14 protein-coding genes and 1 pseudogene are annotated in these 16,900 nt (G+C 43.6%); 7 read left to right on the forward strand and 8 right to left on the reverse strand.

What is annotated here, in order from left to right:
* Positions 1-210: 210 nt before the first annotated feature.
* The 4 genes and pseudogenes from WA1_RS32110 to WA1_RS32115 all read right to left on the reverse strand — a co-directional run bounded on the left by WA1_RS32110 (position 211) and on the right by WA1_RS32115 (position 3,242).
* A complete protein-coding gene (locus WA1_RS32110; protein WP_017747400.1) occupies positions 211-1,431 on the reverse strand; it encodes a group II intron reverse transcriptase in 1,221 nt (406 codons plus the stop codon).
* Positions 1,388-1,721: pseudogene (locus WA1_RS58305) on the reverse strand (reverse transcriptase N-terminal domain-containing protein); the annotation flags it as partial. The gene WA1_RS32110 and the pseudogene WA1_RS58305, both read right to left, overlap by 44 nt.
* 215 nt (positions 1,722-1,936) lie before the next feature.
* Complete coding sequence (locus WA1_RS55670; protein WP_148662805.1) at positions 1,937-2,173, reverse strand: hypothetical protein; 237 nt, start codon at positions 2,171-2,173, stop codon at positions 1,937-1,939.
* A 271-nt stretch (positions 2,174-2,444) separates the two neighbouring features.
* Positions 2,445-3,242, reverse strand: a complete 798-nt coding sequence (locus WA1_RS32115) for a class I SAM-dependent methyltransferase (RefSeq protein ID WP_017747398.1) — start codon at positions 3,240-3,242, stop codon at positions 2,445-2,447.
* Positions 3,243-3,633: 391 nt separating this feature from the next.
* On the opposite strand from WA1_RS32115, the gene WA1_RS32120 reads away from it, so the two are divergent.
* Complete coding sequence (locus WA1_RS32120) at positions 3,634-4,056, forward strand: DUF433 domain-containing protein (protein ID WP_017747396.1); 423 nt, start codon at positions 3,634-3,636, stop codon at positions 4,054-4,056.
* Positions 4,034-4,249 carry a DUF5615 family PIN-like protein gene (locus WA1_RS60495; RefSeq protein WP_272819273.1) on the forward strand — a complete coding sequence of 72 codons (216 nt, stop codon included), beginning with the start codon at positions 4,034-4,036 and terminating at the stop codon, positions 4,247-4,249. The genes WA1_RS32120 and WA1_RS60495 overlap by 23 nt, the downstream gene beginning before the upstream one ends.
* Positions 4,250-4,428: 179 nt before the next feature.
* On the opposite strand, the gene WA1_RS32130 is transcribed toward WA1_RS60495, so the two are convergent.
* From WA1_RS32130 to ribBA, 3 genes are all read right to left on the reverse strand, one after another.
* Positions 4,429-4,959 (reverse strand): REP-associated tyrosine transposase, encoded by a 531-nt coding sequence (locus WA1_RS32130; RefSeq protein WP_017747393.1) that lies wholly within the window; start codon positions 4,957-4,959, stop codon positions 4,429-4,431.
* Positions 4,960-5,780: 821 nt separating this feature from the next.
* The gene (locus tag WA1_RS55675; RefSeq protein ID WP_148662806.1) at positions 5,781-5,966 is read right to left on the reverse strand and encodes a hypothetical protein; all 186 of its coding nucleotides are present in this window, start codon (positions 5,964-5,966) and stop codon (positions 5,781-5,783) included.
* Between the two features lie 40 nt (positions 5,967-6,006).
* Positions 6,007-7,695: a bifunctional 3,4-dihydroxy-2-butanone-4-phosphate synthase/GTP cyclohydrolase II gene (ribBA, locus tag WA1_RS32135; protein WP_017747392.1), complete on the reverse strand. Its 1,689-nt coding sequence runs from the start codon at positions 7,693-7,695 to the stop codon at positions 6,007-6,009.
* A gap of 401 nt (positions 7,696-8,096) precedes the next feature.
* On the opposite strand from ribBA, the gene argC reads away from it, so the two are divergent.
* On the forward strand, positions 8,097-9,155 hold the full coding sequence (gene argC, locus WA1_RS32140) for an N-acetyl-gamma-glutamyl-phosphate reductase (protein ID WP_017747391.1): 1,059 nt from the start codon (positions 8,097-8,099) through the stop codon (positions 9,153-9,155).
* Between the two features lie 69 nt (positions 9,156-9,224).
* Here argC and eno read toward each other — a convergent pair whose 3' ends face one another.
* Positions 9,225-10,511, reverse strand: coding sequence for a phosphopyruvate hydratase (gene eno / locus WA1_RS32145; RefSeq protein WP_026135107.1), 1,287 nt, complete (start codon positions 10,509-10,511; stop codon positions 9,225-9,227).
* A gap of 276 nt (positions 10,512-10,787) precedes the next feature.
* On the opposite strand from eno, the gene WA1_RS32150 reads away from it, so the two are divergent.
* The 4 genes from WA1_RS32150 to clpB all read left to right on the forward strand — a co-directional run bounded on the left by WA1_RS32150 (position 10,788) and on the right by clpB (position 16,804).
* Complete coding sequence (locus WA1_RS32150; protein WP_026135106.1) at positions 10,788-11,414, forward strand: 4Fe-4S single cluster domain-containing protein; 627 nt, start codon at positions 10,788-10,790, stop codon at positions 11,412-11,414.
* 82 nt (positions 11,415-11,496) lie between these two features.
* On the forward strand, positions 11,497-11,928 hold the full coding sequence (gene gloA, locus WA1_RS32155; protein WP_017747388.1) for a lactoylglutathione lyase: 432 nt from the start codon (positions 11,497-11,499) through the stop codon (positions 11,926-11,928).
* A gap of 27 nt (positions 11,929-11,955) precedes the next feature.
* The gene (locus tag WA1_RS32160) at positions 11,956-13,605 is read left to right on the forward strand and encodes an iron uptake porin (protein ID WP_017747387.1); all 1,650 of its coding nucleotides are present in this window, start codon (positions 11,956-11,958) and stop codon (positions 13,603-13,605) included.
* A 529-nt stretch (positions 13,606-14,134) separates the two neighbouring features.
* Entirely contained in the window at positions 14,135-16,804 is a 2,670-nt protein-coding gene (gene clpB, locus WA1_RS32165) for an ATP-dependent chaperone ClpB (protein WP_017747386.1), read from the forward strand.
* The last annotated feature ends 96 nt before the right edge of the window (positions 16,805-16,900 follow it).

Genomic DNA, 16,900 nt, shown 5'->3' on the forward strand with positions numbered 1-16,900 from the left:
TTTGTTAATATCACAGTGATCGAAGGCGGAAGCCCACGAAATTGAGTTTTAAAGCTTGGCGGAAAAACTCAATTGTCCTTCAGGCGTGGGAGGAAGCCGTAAGCACTTTTAAGTGCAGTCTAACTTTTTCAGAATGGGTAGGGTCGAGGTGTACATTACTGTAGCACCCCTCCCATCCGGAACCGTGCTTGCCATTTTCACGGCACACGGCTACTCAGTGTGTTGTCCATTTGTCACGTCGGACTTCCTAACCTTTTTACTTATGAAATTTGGAATATCATTTATCCAATCCCATTCAAATTTCTCCCAAAATTGAAATAATTTCTTATGGAATTTCAGATAGTTTTTCCTCCGAATTTCTTTTAAGTCAATTGCGGTTTTTTCGTCATGACAATGCCGATGTAATAATTGAAGATTTTTGTATTCATCCTTACCGCCTAGAGCTTTGGGGATTTTGTGGTCTTCTTCAATTACATCCCAACTTTGGAAGCTTAATCCGCACCAGGGACATTTACCCTTTTGCTGTTTTAATAGCTTAGCCTTACGATTCGGCATTTCAGGATGTGTCCCTAGTCTTGAACTCCAATAAACTGTGTCGCCATCGTAGGGGCTTTTATCGCCTTTAACTTTGACATAGTCAGTGCTACTGCAACTCATCTCACTATGTTTAAGTAACCTTCGGGGGTTCGCTTCCCCTTTTTTGGTTGCGAATACCCAGTGATTATCGTCTATGGAAGTCCAGTACTTATGATAAGCTTTTTTGGCTTTTCCACAGCGACGGAGTGCCCATCGTCGAAGTTTCAGGTATGTGAGGTGGTCTTGTTTTGATAATTCTCTAACTGTTTGAGCATCGGAGTGGGAGTAAAAAGAAGTCCATCCCCTTATCACAGGGTTGAGGTCTTTGATTAATTCCGCTTGTGGCGTAGACCTATGTTTTGTGATGATTCTTCCAACCTCCTCTTGGTGAGCCTTACTCGCCTTCGCGGATGGGGTGATAAGGGTGTTAAAACCTAATATTTCACCTTGTGCGTTTTTATTGCTTCGGTACTTCCCGGCTGAATATTGTCGGATGTGATGTCCTAAGAAATCAAATCCGGCTTTGCCATCCTCACTTAATTCAGAATTGAATGTGTGGGTTAACCGGGTTTTTTCAGGTTTTAATTCAAGTCCTATACCAATTAACCATTCCGAGATGATTTCTCGGCATCTTTGGACAACGGTTTTATCTTCGTGAAGAATTACGAAGTCATCGGCGTAACGGATTATGTTAGGAGGATTAAAATGTGTGTCCTTTTTGTGAAACCAAGTTTCCCTCATGGTAGTTGACATTCTGGGAAAGGTTTCTTGAATCCGTTGTTCCATACCGTGGAGGGCTATATTCGCAAGTAAGGGTGAGATCGCGCAGTCCAAGGTGTTGCCAATTTCTGCCATGGCGTAGGAGTTCCTCACTCAATTCAAAACGTTGCTCGAATGTGAGCTTGGCTATTCCATCGATACAAGAGTGTCTTTTTGCCAGCGTTTAGCTGTGACACTTGACGTACAGCCAGCATTCGTGCTGAGGTCGATTTCAGTATCAGCTTTTGAAGGGACTTTGCTTTCCGATAGTCGCCAACACAAACAGCTTTGTAAATTCTTTTTTGCAGGCGGAAGAGGTTTCGGCGGAATTTCTTCCACGGCAACGTCTTCCAGGATTCACTAGTATTTCTACTGTGTCTAATCATGCGCTACTCCAATTCATTTACTCTGAACACCTCAGACCAATTACGGTCTGTCCTACCCAATGTGAGGAGTTCCGCATCTCGTCTTGCCTACTGGGGTCTCGACCTTTCCCCAGACCTCATCATCGTTTTTCTTCGTTCCCTCGGAGAGATTGATTGTTCCTTTAGGTGTAGCCATTTCAACCACTGAATCCCCTAGACTCATGCCACTGCCATGATTACTGCGTGGCGGGGATTAAACTCCAGTGAAGTCGGGGTTTTGTGTTGCGCCCCGCTTGACGTTGGGTTGCTTTTCTAGGCTCGATTTCACCGTGGGAACTCCCCGTTAGCACCAGTGTCATTCCGCAACGAACGTCTGATTGCGCCCTGTTCCCAGCTTCACCCCCCAAGAATCGAGCTTGGTCGGTGTGGGCAGATAGGGAGTCATGCCTGAATCTGGCAGACGGGACTTTCACCCGTATTCCTTCAAGAGTTCAAGGTTACTTTAGGATTTCACCTTGGGCAGCTTGTGTACGGACTGATACCGTGATTCTGCTGCCAACGAATCGCACAACCATTATGTCTGTTTAATTACCTGGTTTCAGAGCTTGGAACTAGCTACGCATCCCAAGGTGAGTACTTTAACACTTAATGTAAACCCAGCTTGTTTAAGGCTGATAGTCTGGTAAACTTGGCTTCAACTAAACTGGGTTTAGCTGAAGCCCACTGCTTTAAGCAGTGGGTTGCTTACCTCATTCTATAAGCCCAGATTTCAAATTTTGCATCGGAAGAGAGAACTGTTTGTAGACCATAATGTTCAATACAAAACTCTTCAAATTCATTCATGCTCTGGTGAAATATCTCATCTGATACTTGCCAACAAAAGCCATATGCCCGTAATTTAAGGAAATTTAATAGCTCCTCAACAGTGTTATTAACAGCCCATTGCTTTGCAATGAAATAATTTGATATATATCCTTTACTGTTGAAATATTTATCTACGTCTATTTCTTGGAGGACTGTATTTACATATTTTGATTCTTGCTTGTCACCTTCATACTTTGATAAGATGGCTCGAAAATGACCTTCAAACTCTCTCCGCTTTGGTGGAGTTATCCATTGACAGTTGAGATAAAAGCCTTCAGGTTTCAGCACGCGATCAATCTCATCTAAAAATGCTCTCCAGTCAGAGACTGTATGAACCATGTGAACAGTTAATATAACATCAAAACTGTTGTCTGGAAAAGGTAATTGTGAGGCATCTGTATGTCGTAATATTAAATTGGGAGGAGTTCCATTTATTTTTTGACGGAACTGCTCCAGCATTTCTTCAGAGATATCTATTCCTGTTACAGAATAACCACGTTTGACAAGAGGAAGAACATTTAAACCTGTACCAACTCCGGGTTCTAGAAAAGATGTCTCAGGTGTTGCACAAGTAAGGTCAAGAATAAAGTCTGCTACTTCTTCCGCTACTGATTCTGTTAACCAACGCGTTTGGTTGTAAATTTGTGCAATGCGATCGTAATAATTGAATTTCTTCATATTAAATTACGGTTTTTGAGCCGATAAAAACACTGTTAAACCATCCTTGTGTGTGCGAATATTTGTAAACCTAGTCTGGGTTAACCACTGCAAGAGGGTTGTTTGTGACTAAACACGCCCGCCACAGGTGACAAAGTAGGTCAGAGAAAACAGGCTAAGGATCGGTGTCAGCTTGTTTTGAGTCCCAGGATGATACAAATCGTAAATGAGTACCTTCCTCTTGGGACTCAGCGCCTGAAAAACTTTCTGCCATGGATTTACTCCTTTTTGGCGTATGCCAAGAACAATTTAACACTGTTTCAAGCTTCTTGAAGTACGCTATAAAAAAGGGCTGAAATGATTGTTAGGAATAGATTTAAGATATTTCATATAAAGAGAGAGCACTACAATTATGCGACTAGAAAACTATTTTGACTTTTTTGCACCAAATGACATTCGGGTTAAAGGTACGCGAGTTGGGATCGAAAGTATTCTTTATGAGTATATTCATCGTAAGTTATCCCCAGAGGAAATACTTCCCAAGTTTCGCACTTTGACATTAGAGCAAGTTTATGCCACGATTTTGTATTACCTTCACAACAAAGAAGAAGTTGGTAAATACTTTGCTGACTGGTTGGAGTGGGGTCACCAGCAACGTAAGGCGCAAGAAATGAATCCTCACCCTGGAATTATTAAGTTACGGGAACGGATAGCCAAGTATGGACGCAACCCAGAGGTATACAAAAAACTTCGTGCTGAGGGAGTTCTAGATTTATCAACAAGTACAAAGGAAGCAACTGAAATAAGGCAAGATGATTTGTTACCTAATGGATGAAAATGTAGACCCAGTTTATCAAATTCAACTATTACGGCAAGACACTAATTTAGTCGTTTGGGCTGTGGGTGACATGGGTACACCCTCGAAAGGTACTCTCGATCCTGAGATCCTTATTTGGTGTGAAGAACATGACTTTATTTTAGTAACTAATAATCGTACATCTATGCCTGTGCATTTAATTGAACATTAAGCACGAGGTCGTCATGTACCAGGAATTTTCATCTTAAATCCAAAGATGAGTATTGGTGAGACAATTGAGGAATTAATTTTGATTGCTGAAGCATCAAGAGATGATGAGTATCAAGACTGTATCACTCATTTGCCTCTTAAATAAGAAAGTGACGGAAATCCAATACTTGTCGGTTAAGCCTAAAAATACTCATGACTTCCACGGCTGTTTGCTCTCCAGTTTATGGTATAAATTCCCTGCTGAACGTAACGGTGAAAACTAGAATATTCCCAATCCTTGGGTGCTACCACTAATCCATGCTTCACAGGATTATAATGAATGTACTCCAGATGATTAATAAAGTCTTTTTCATCTCGTATTTGATGTTCCCAAAAGCGACGTTGCCAAATCGCCTGCTCCTGTTTCTTTTTTCGAGATGTGGATATTTCACCGCGATAAATACTTGCACAGCGATGACTAAAATAACTTTTGACTAAACGCCAGCGTGTAGAATAGTCACAATCTCCTTCAGGTAGTGTCCAAATAGAGTGTATGTGCTCGGGTAATATAGCGATCGCTTCAATTTTAAAAGGATGTTGCTGTAGCACGTATCGAAAAGCATTTCTTAATAGAGAAATATTACTTGGTTCACATAAAAACTTGCGTCTGTTGTGAGTGACTACAGTAAAAAAGTATGTACCTCCATCTATTTTGACTCTACGATATTGCATTTTTTTTGTTAGGGTTATATTTTAATAATGATTTTAAAATTATCAAATTCGTTTTAGTACAAGTCAATTGAGAAGAATACTGAAAATAGAACTTACGTAAAAACTAGTTTTTAGGATGAAGTTTTGTTGTTTGAGATTTATGTAGAGAAAATTTCATGTGATGTGTTGAGTGAAGCAAAATTCACGTAGTAAGGGTTGAGGAACGAAACCCAACAGATGGTTGTAGATGTTGAGTGAAGCAAAATTCACGTAGTAAGGGTTGAGGAACGAAACCCAACAGATGGTTGTAGATGTTGGGTGAAGCAAAATTCACGTAGTAAGGGTTGAGGAACGAAACCCAACAGATGGTTGTAGATGTTGAGTGAAGCAAAATTCACGTAGTAAGGGTTGAGGAACGAAACCCAACAGATGGTTGTAGATGTTGAGTGAAGCAAAATTCACGTAGTAAGGGTTGAGGAACGAAACCCAACAGATGGTTGTAGATGTTGGGTGAAGCAAAATTCACGTAGTAAGGGTTGAGGAACGAAACCCAACAGATGGTTGTAGATGTTGAGTGAAGCAAAATTCACGTAGTAAGGGTTGAGGAACGAAACCCAACAGATGACCATAAATGTTAGGTGAAGCAAAATTCACGTAGGTTGGGTTGAGGAACGAAACCCAACAGATGGTTGTAGATGTTGAGTGAAGCAAAATTCACGTAGTAAGGGTTGAGGAACGAAACCCAACAGATGGCCATAAATGTTAGGTGAAGCAAAATTCACGTAGTAAGGGTTAAGGAACGAAACCCAACAGATGATTATAAATGTTAGGAGAAGCAAAATTCACGTAGTAAGGGTTGAGGAACGAAACCCAACAGATGGTTGTAGATGTTGGGTGAAGCAAAATTCACGTAGTAAGGGTTGAGGAACGAAACCCAACAGATGACCATAGATGTTGGGTGAAGCAAAATTCACGTAGTAATAGCGATCGCACAGCTTGTGAGAAATGCGGGATATCCCTATAGACATTGGGTTAAGCATATGCATTATAAATGTTGGGTTTCGTTCCTCAACCCAACCTACCAAAACTGTAAATCTTCTGAGTTCCCAAATTCTCGCAACAAATTGAGGAAGGCAATGTACCAATAGGAAATGATTGCCGATCCAATTGCACTTGCAAATTACTCATGGGGTCAACACCAGGAGAAATCAGAAATTCTAGCTTTTGGATGTAGGGCAAATTTACCAAGTTGTCTAAAATTTGAGAAATTGCTTGTGCGTAAGGATGTCCTTTCTGCTTGTACCAATCGCTGGTTGCAATGTTGGCTTGGTCAAAACCTAAATGTACTATTAGGGATGGTTCGTCAAACAGCGCCAAGGCTAGAGGACGTGCTTCTTCTTGTAGCAATAGATCGCAACTTTTTGCGAGATGCCGCAATTTTTCTAAGCGTTCGTAACGTTCCGTCACAGCTTTTGGATCGTCTTGCCAGTGAATAGCTACTGTTACTAAATAAGTTTGTAACAGCATATGACCCAGCTTTTTCGCTTTTGTTGTTAGATAGTAGGAATTGTAGTCGGTTGCTTCAATTAACAGAGGTACGCGATCGACAACTTCTAAACCATAGCCTTTTAACCCGGCAATTTTACGGGGATTGTTAGTAATCAAGCGAATCTTATGCACGCCTAAGTCCATAAGCATTTGCGCTCCCATCCCGTAGTCTCGCAAATCGGCGGCGAATCCCAACCTTTGATTTGCTTCTACGGTATCGAGTCCCATGTCCTGTAAGGAGTAGGCTTTTAACTTGTTAACCAATCCTATTCCCCGACCTTCTTGTCGCAGGTAAACGACAACGCCTTGACCCGCATTTTCCAGCATTTTCAGGGCTGCTTGCAATTGCATCCGACAGTCACAGCGTAAGGAACCCAACGCGTCTCCAGTGAGACATTCTGAGTGCATCCGTACCATCACTGGATGGTCATCAAATTCCGCAGGATTACCCTTGACAATGGCGACGTGTTCTGTATTGTCTAAAGTATGTCGGTAGGCGTAAATTTTGAAGTGACCGAATTGGGTTGGTAAATCGGCGACGGTTTCCCGCTTGATTAAGCGATCGTGCTCGAGGCGGTAACTGATTAAATCAGCAATACTAATGATTTTTAGATGGTGGTGGGTGGCGTAGTTAAATAACTCAGTTAACCGTGCCATGGAACCGTCGGGGTTTTGAATTTCACAAATAACCCCTGCGGGATATAATCCAGCTAATCGGGATAAGTCAACGGCTGCTTCCGTGTGACCTGCCCGTTTGAGCACGCCTCCAACTCTTGCGCGAATGGGGAAAATATGACCGGGACGGCGCAAAGAAGAGGGTTTTGTGGCTGGGTTGATAGCCACTTGGATGGTACGAGCACGGTCTTCTGCTGAAATACCAGTGGAAACACCCAACTCCGGTCCGGCATCAATACTGACGGTGAAAGCAGTTTGGTTGGTGTCTGTAATATTTGTCACCATCAATGGTAGGTCGAGTTCGTCTAAGCGATCGCCCATCATTGCCAAACAAATGAGACCCCGTGCTTCCACTGCCATAAAATTAACGATGTCCGGGGTGGCAAATTGAGCAGCGCAAATCAAGTCGCCCTCATTTTCTCTGTTCTCGTCATCTACGACGACGATTGGGCGACCTGCTTTTAAATCTGCCAGGGCGGTATCAATTGAATCAAATTTGAAACTTTGAGTTGAAGAGGTGATATGCTGCGACACAGGCGATCCCCAGCTAGCAAACGTAAATTTTTTTAACAAATGCTTGTTTTTGATTGTAGCTCTTTTAGATTACTTCGGAAGTCCTGCGAGTAAGATTAGTTAACATATTCAAGACTGCCCTAAAATTGGTTCTTGATGGTGCTTCATTGCAGCAACACGCAGAGGACAACCATACAGCAGTTTTCAAATAAATAAACCACACTATGCTCTTGTGGTACGGGCGTCTTCGCCCGTGCATTAGAGAGGGCGGGCGAGGACGTCTACCCCACAGTCAGATAGTCTATTAACCTGAAAATTGCTGTAACCCTTTAGCAGTTAGCTATCGGCAGTCAACCCAAGCTAATAGCTGATAGTTGGATGGCAAAGCAAATTAACTAAGAGCAGATAAGGATTTAACCTCTATGGGCAATTTTGGGCGCGTTCCGGTTGGAGTTGTTGGCGCGTCAGACTACGGCGGAGTGCAGTTAGTGCGGCTCTTAATGGATCATCCAGAAGTCGAACTAGTTTATTTAGGCAATGAGAGCAGTATAGGAAAACCATTTGCAGATCTTTATCCTCAATTGGCTCACGCTGTTAACCAAAAAATCGAGGCTGTCGATCCAGAAGTTATTGCTCAGCGATGTGAAGTAGTATTTCTCTGTCTACCAAACGGTCAGGCTTGCGAAATTGCACCGCAACTTTTAGAGAAAGGGTGTAAGGTTCTCGATTTAAGTGCAGATTATCGATTTAGTCATTTACCAACTTACACAGCTTGGTATAGTAAGGAGCGAACAGATCGTTCAACGGCTGCTGTTGCTGTATACGGCTTACCAGAACTTTATCGCGATCGCCTGACTGAAGCACAGCTAGTTGGTTGTCCCGGTTGCTATCCCACAGCCAGTTTACTCGCACTTTCTCCACTCCTCAAGCAAGGGTTAATCGTCCCAGAAACCGCTATTATTGACGCCAAGTCAGGTACATCTGGTGGCGGTCGTCAAGCAAAAATCAATATGTTGTTGGCAGAAGCAGACAACTCTCTAGCCGCCTATAGTGTTTCCCGTCACCATCACACCCCAGAAATCGAGCAAATTTGCAGCGATTTAGCAGGACATGAGGTCACGATTCAATTTACACCACACTTAATTCCCATGGTACGGGGCATCTTAGCAACAGTTTATGCTACACTCCGCGATCCCGGTTTGGTGCGAGATGATTTAATTACAATTTATAGAGCTTTCTACCGTAACTCCCCGTGGGTAAAAATTTGCGATCCGGGCATTTATCCCCAAACTAAGTGGGCTTACGGTAGTAATCTTTGTTATATTGGTATAGAAGCTGACCCACGAACGGGTCGCGCTATTGTCATGTCAGTTATTGATAACTTAATCAAAGGGCAAGCGGGTCAAGCCATTCAGTGTCTTAATATCATGATGGACTGGGATGAGACACTAGGGTTACCGAAGTTAGGGTTTTATCCTTGAATTTTGGATTTTAGATTTTGGATTTTAGATTGGTAATTAAGCTACAATCCAAAATCCAAAATCTAAAATCTAAAATCCTTTCGGACCTAATCCAACAGCACCAGCATAGACGGCGCGATCGCTAAGTTCATCTTCAATTCGCAGCAAGCGGTTGTATTTTGCAACTCGTTCGCTACGACACAGAGAACCTGTTTTAATTTGACCGGCACGGGTTGCAACTGCTAAATCAGCGATGGTTGTGTCTTCGGTTTCTCCAGAACGATGGCTAATCACTGACCGGAAACCATTGCGGGTTGCCAAGTCAATTGTTTCCAAAGTTTCTGTAAGCGAACCAATTTGATTGAGTTTAATCAAAATGGCATTACTTGCTTTGAGTTCAATGCCTTTTTGCAAGCGCTTGGTGTTGGTGACAAACAAATCATCTCCCACCAACTGCACGCGAGAACCTAACTTTTGAGTCAGTAACTGCCAATTTTGCCAATCTTCCTCGTGCAACCCATCTTCAATGGACACAATCGGATATTGGTCAACAAGTTTGCCGAGGTAATCAATAAACTCAGCACCAGAGTGAGGTTTGCCATCATAGACGTACTGCCCGTTTTTGTAAAACTCACTAGCAGCAACATCCAGTGCTAACGCCACTTGTTCTCCTGGTTTGTAGCCAGCTTTCTCAATAGCTGCAACAAGCAATTCCAAAGCCACTTGGTTTGACTCCAGGTTGGGGGCAAAACCACCTTCATCGCCCACACCAGTGAGCAAACCTTTTTCATCTAACACTTTGCTAAGAGTCGCAAACACTTCTGCACCCCAACGCAGCGCTTCTCGGAAAGAAGGTGCTCCAACGGGAACAATCATAAACTCTTGAAAATCCACGTTGTTAGCTGCATGAGCACCACCGTTAATCACGTTCATTAACGGTACGGGTAACAGATTTGCTAACGGACCACCTAAATAGCGGTAGAGGGGCATTCCCGAAGATTCAGCACCCGCTTTAGCTACTGCCAGAGAAACCGCTAAAATCGCATTAGCACCAAGATGGGATTTGTTAGGGGAACCATCCAGGTCAAGCATGGTGCGGTCAATAAGTTCCTGGTTAAGGACGTTCATTTCTACTAACTTGGGAGCTAGCACCTCATTGACATTTTGCACCGCCTTGAGGACACCTTTACCCCCATAACGGCTTTTGTCGTTATCCCGCAATTCGTGTGCTTCAAAAGTGCCAGTAGAGGCACCACTGGGAACCTGCGCCAATCCTGTAGCACCGTTTACCAAAAACACTTGTGCTTCAACTGTCGGTCTACCGCGAGAATCAAGAATTTCGCGAGCAAATATAGCATCAATGGCAGTCTCAAACATTTGTTCTCGATCCTTTGTCATTTGTCATTTGTCATTGGTCATTTGTCATTGGTCAATGACTAACGGCTAACAGTCCAGTGACTCTCTGACCATTAGCATAAAGGTTTAAAGGGCGATCTGCTCGTACATTAACGAAGATTTCCAGTGACCAGTGACCAGTGACCAGTGACCAGTGACCAGTGACCAGTGACCAGTGACCAGTGACCAGTGACCAGTGACCAGGTTAATGGTTACTCTGCTCAATCCAAAATCCAAAATCCAAAATCCAAAATCCAAATGACTCAACAGAAAACAAATCCTTATCTTTCTTTGATTGAGATTCCGGCTGGATATCTCAACATTATGGGCTACGTAGATGAATCAGAGGTTAATGGTCCCGGATGTCGTGCTGTTATTTGGGTGCAGGGTTGTTCGCGGGAGTGTCCGGGTTGTTTTAATCTTGAATCTTGGTCGTTTGAAATTAATCAACTGGTATCGGTTGATAGCTTAGCTGAAAAAATTCTCAGCAAGCCCCGCAATCAAGGGGTGACATTTTCTGGAGGGGAACCTTTTTGGCAAGCTCCTGCACTGGCTTCTCTTGCTCGTAAAGTGAAAGCAGCTGGGCTGAATGTTATGTCTTTTTCTGGTTTTACTTTAGAACAATTGCGATCGCCCTCCGGACCAGCTGGTGCTCAAGATTTATTGGAACAGTTAGATATTCTGATTGATGGTGCTTACGTTGAGTCACTAGCAATCAATTCACCACTTTCCCCTGTTTCTTCTAGCAATCAACGAATTCATGTGCTGAACCCAGCTTTTCAAGACCAAATCACTTGGGCTAGCGACCAAATAGAAGTTCATATTTTCAAGGATGGTCGCCGTTTGATTACGGGTTATCGCGGAGGGTTGGTCAGTGACCAGTGACCAGTGACCAGTGACCAGTGACCACTAACAACTAACAACTAACCACTTACAATAAATGCGGAAGCATCAAAGGGGAAAAATTATGCGACTGCTGCATACAATGCTACGGGTAGGCAATCTTGAAGAATCTCTAAAGTTTTACTGTGAAGTTCTGGGAATGAAACTATTGCGGCGAAAGGATTATCCAGGGGGAGAGTTTACTCTGGCTTTTGTTGGCTATGGTGACGAAAGTGACCATACAGTTTTGGAATTGACTTACAACTGGGGCGTAGACAAGTACGATTTGGGTAGTGCATACGGTCACATCGCTCTTGGAGTTGATGATATCTACGCAACTTGTGAGGAAATTAGAAAACATGGTGCTAAAGTGGTGCGGGAACCAGGTCCAATGAAGCATGGTTCTACGGTTATCGCATTTGTGGAAGATCCAGATGGATATAAGGTAGAACTGATTCAACTGGGTACTCAAGGGTCTGCTGCTAAACAAGAAACTGCACAGCAAGTGACTGCCTAGTAATCTTAAATTAAAAACATAAGTGTGATGGAGTTGAGCGTTAAGCAATGCAAGTGGCGGAGAATTCGTTCTCAAAAATTGTTGGCGGGAAGTTCTATTGGTTGTATTATTTTTAGCCACCTGTGCTTTCCTTCAACAGCGAGTTCTTTGCCTTCTCTACAGCGCCAAGAGGCTGCTTTTTCAACGGCGATGGATGTGGCGACGGATGAGGAAACAGATGTAACGGATGAATTATCTGAAGATTTTACGGATGATTCAGCATTATCTGACACTGTGACTCAAGAGTTTGCTCCACCAACTTCGGTTTCGGAATTGTCTGATGTTCAACCGACTGACTGGGCTTATCAGGCTTTGCGATCGCTCATGGAACGCTACGGCATTCTCTCTGGGTATTCTGATGGTAAGTTTCGCGGTAACCGCCCTCTGTCTCGTTATGAATTTGCGGCTGCTTTGGCGGCTACTTTGGATAAAGTGGATAGCTTAGTTGCCAATGCTATTGGCGATCGCTATATTCAAGAGGATTTGGTGACCTTAAGGCGATTGCAAAAAGATTATCGTTCTGCCTTGGATCAATTGCAGCAAAGAATTGCGTCTACTGAAGATCGAGTGACTCAACTTGAGGCGAATGAATTTTCTACCACCACCAAACTCCAAGGACAGGTGATTTTTGCCTACACTGAGGGGAGCAATTCTGGAACTAGCATAATTGCTCGCGAACGGTTAAATTTCTTAACAAGTTTTAACGGTCAAGATTTACTCCTGACTCAGTTGGAAGCAAGTAATAACGGGCTTGATACGATTGGACAGGCGCAAGAGAAAAACGTCAACTTGCTAGGAACACGTGGTTTTATTGCCAATGGAGGTGGGTTGGATTACATAGGATCTGATACCAGTCTCAGTCTCAGGCGCTTGTATTACACGTTTCGTCCAGTTTCCGATTTAGCAGTGACTGTTGGGACAAAAATCTCGCCACGGGATTTTATTGACCGTAACACTTATGCTAACAACGAAGCTGTTGATTTTAGTTCTAGTTTTTTTCTGAATAACCCTCTCATTGTCCAAAACCAAATCGACCGAAATGGTGGCGCAGGAGCTGTTGTTGCATGGAACCCAGGTAGCGGACCTTTTACTTTACGTTCTCTCTATGTTGCTGCTGATGCAAATAATCCCAACTCAAGCACGGATGGTGGTTTTTTTGGGGATAGATACCAAACGAGCGTGGAAGTGGAATACGTTGCCCGCGATCGCTTTGCATTCAGACTACAATATACTAATGCTGCAATTAATAACACTGACATTAATGCCTTTGGTGTTAATGCCGAGTATGCGCTGAACCGTTATATAGGGATATTTACGCGCCTGGGATTTGGGAATTATCAGGGATTTAACACCGCTATCAACCAGGACTTAGATTTACATTCCTTCAGTTGGGCAGTGGGATTTGGTCTTCGTAACCTCTTCATTCCAGGAACGACGGCGGGTTTCGCTGTTGGTCAACCTTTCGTCACCAACAAATTGGGAAATGCAAATCAAGTTAACTTTGAAACATTTTATAATTTAGAACTAAACGATAATCTCAGTATTACCCCTATATTGTCGGTAGTCACCAATGCTGATAACAGTACTTCCAACAGTACTATTTGGCAAGGAACTCTCAGAACGGTGATTGTGTTTTAGTGGTTAGTGGTTAGTTGTTAGTTGTTAGTTGTGTAGGACAGGCGTCTCGCCTGTCCGTAATGAGTGGTTGGTAGGGGCGCAACGCCTTGCGCCCCTACAGCGTAGGGAGAGCTAAAGCTAACCACTAACCAGTCCATAGATACAAGAAAAAATACTCTAATAATGCTTGTATATTAATCTAGAGTTGCACCATAAAAAGATGGATGCAACATACAACTCAACTTTATTCTTTCATGCTCACTACCCAGTCTCGTTCCCAGGCTCGGCGTGGGAATACCTACCGCGAGGCTCTGCCTCCAGTAAAGTATAAAATATTAAGGCAGTCCTGACGAAAAAAATTTTCGCCACCAATCATGAACATCCCTTTTTCCCCACTCCCTACTCCCTACTCCCCACTCCCTTTTTCAAGCTAGCAGCCCAGGAACGAGATGGGAGAAATCCCTTTTCCCTAACCCCTAGCCCCTAACCTCTATACTTAGTTTAAAAACCCCAATCTAAAATCTAAAATCTAAAATCCAAAATCGTAAAGATGCAGCCTACAGATCCGAATAAATTTACTGATAAAGCTTGGGAAGCAATTGTCAAATCGCAAGATATTGTCCGCGCCTATCAACAACAACAACTTGATGTTGAACACCTAGTGCTTGCTCTATTGGAAGAACCAACGGGGCTAGCAACACGTATTTTTAGTCGGTGTGAAATTGATCCTTCGCGCTTGCAACAACAACTCGAAGCTTTTACCCAGCGTCAGGCAAAAGTGGGGAAAAATGACCAGCTTTACTTGGGTCGTAGTTTAGACCTGATGTTGGATAAGGCTGAGGAAGCTAGGGCGAGGATGAAGGATGGCTTTATATCGATTGAACACTTACTCTTGGCTTTTACCGAGGACGATCGCATTGGGCGGCGGGTGCTGAAGAGTTTTAATGTAGATGCTGTTAAGCTAGAGGCTACGATTAGATCGGTGCGCGGCAGTCAAAAGGTGACTGACCAAAATCCGGAGTCTCGTTATGAAGCTTTACAAAAGTTTGGCAGAGACTTGACAGAACAGGCAAAGGCTGGTAAGTTAGACCCGGTTATTGGACGTGATGACGAGATTCGTCGTGTCGTACAAGTTTTGTCGCGCCGGAGCAAGAATAATCCGGTATTGATTGGGGAACCTGGGGTAGGTAAGACTGCGATCGCAGAAGCGTTGGCGCAGAGGATTGTGAATGGTGATGTTCCGGAATCTTTGAAAAACCGTCAGTTGATGGCTCTGGATATTGGAAGTTTGATAGCTGGGGCGAAGTATCGAGGTGAATTTGAAGACCGTTTGAAATCGGTGCTTCGAGAAGTCACAGAATCCAACGGGCAAATTGTTCTGTTTATTGATGAACTGCACACTGTTGTGGGTACGGGTTCCAATCAACAGGGGTCTATGGATGCAGGGAATTTACTCAAACCAATGCTCGCACGGGGAGAACTGCGCTGTATTGGGGCGACAACTTTAGATGAGTACCGGAAATTTATTGAAAAAGATGCGGCTTTGGAACGGCGCTTTCAACAAGTTTTTGTGGATCAGCCGAGTGTGGAGGATACTATTTCCATTCTGCGGGGATTGAAAGAGCGTTATGAAGTTCATCATAATGTGAAAATTTCTGACTCAGCACTGGTAGCTGCAGCAACACTGTCAGCAAGGTATATTTCTGACCGATTTTTACCAGACAAGGCGATTGATTTGGTGGATGAAGCAGCAGCACAGTTGAAAATGGAGATTACTTCCAAGCCAACAGAATTGGAAATCATTGACCGACGGTTGATGCAGTTGGAGATGGAGAAATTGTCTCTGGCTGGGGAAGAAAAGGCGACAGTTCAAACGAAAGAGCGTTTTGAGCGAATTGAGCAAGAAATTACCAATTTGACGGAAAAACAGCAAAATTTAAACAATCAATGGCAGGGTGAAAAGCAACTGTTGGAAGCCATTAGCGCTTTGAAGCAAGAAGAAGAAAAGCTACGAGTGCAAATTGAACAAGCAGAACGTGCGTATGATTTGAATAAAGCGGCACAGTTGAAGTATGGTAAGTTGGAAGGAGTGCAGCGCGATCGCGAAACTAAAGAAACGCAACTCTTAGAAATTCAAAGTACGGGAGCGACTTTACTGCGAGAACAGGTAACAGAATCTGACATTGCGGAAATTGTTGCTAAATGGACGGGGATTCCGGTTAATAGTCTGTTGGAATCGGAACGGAAAAAGTTGTTGCAATTGGAAAATCACCTGCACGAACGGGTTGTTGGGCAGCAGGAAGCTGTATCGGCTGTGGCGGCGGCTATTCGTCGCGCCCGTGCGGGGATGAAAGACCCCAGCCGTCCTATCGGTTCCTTCTTGTTTATGGGGCCGACAGGTGTGGGGAAAACGGAACTGGCTCGTGCATTGGCAAAGTTTCTCTTTGATTCGGCTGACGCTTTGGTGCGTTTGGATATGTCTGAGTATATGGAGAAACACTCGGTGTCCCGATTGGTGGGTGCGCCTCCAGGGTATGTGGGTTATGAGGAAGGGGGTCAGCTTTCGGAAGCAGTGCGTCGCCGTCCTTATTCAGTGGTGCTGCTGGATGAAGTGGAAAAAGCTCACCCCGATGTGTTTAATATTTTGTTGCAAGTGTTGGATGATGGGAGAATTACTGACTCTCAGGGAAGGACGGTTGATTTTCGCAACGCTGTAATTGTGATGACCAGTAATATCGGTAGCGAACATATACTGGATATATCTGGGGATGACGCGAATTATGAGAAAATGCGGAACCGGGTGATGGATGCTTTGCGTTCTCACTTCCGCCCGGAGTTTCTCAACCGGGTTGATGATATTATTTTGTTCCACACTCTCAATCGCAGTGAAATGCGGAAAATTGTTCGCATTCAACTCAAACGCGTGGAAAGTCTCCTCAACGAGCAGAAAATTTCCTTGGAAATATCTGCTGCAGCTTGCGATCGCTTGGTGGAAGTGGGATACGATCCAGTTTACGGTGCAAGACCGATTAAACGAGCAATTCAACGGGAAGTAGAAAACCCATTGGCGACTAAGTTGTTGGAGAATACGTTTGTTCCCGGTGATACGGTGGTTATTGATGTTGGGGATAACGAGCTAATGTTTAGTAAGAAAATGGTGGTGAAGGTACCAGCGACACAGGGTAAGACTTTGTTGATTGAAGCGTCACGCGAGGCTTAGTTGCTGCTTAAACAGTTCTAAAAAACCGGGTATGAGGAGAAATCGAGAGCGACAAGTTGCACGCTTTGTACTCTCACCCGGTTTTAAATAAAGCTA

It is taken from the genome of Scytonema hofmannii PCC 7110 (assembly GCF_000346485.2).
Taxonomy (GTDB): Bacteria; Cyanobacteriota; Cyanobacteriia; order Cyanobacteriales; family Nostocaceae; genus Scytonema; species Scytonema hofmannii.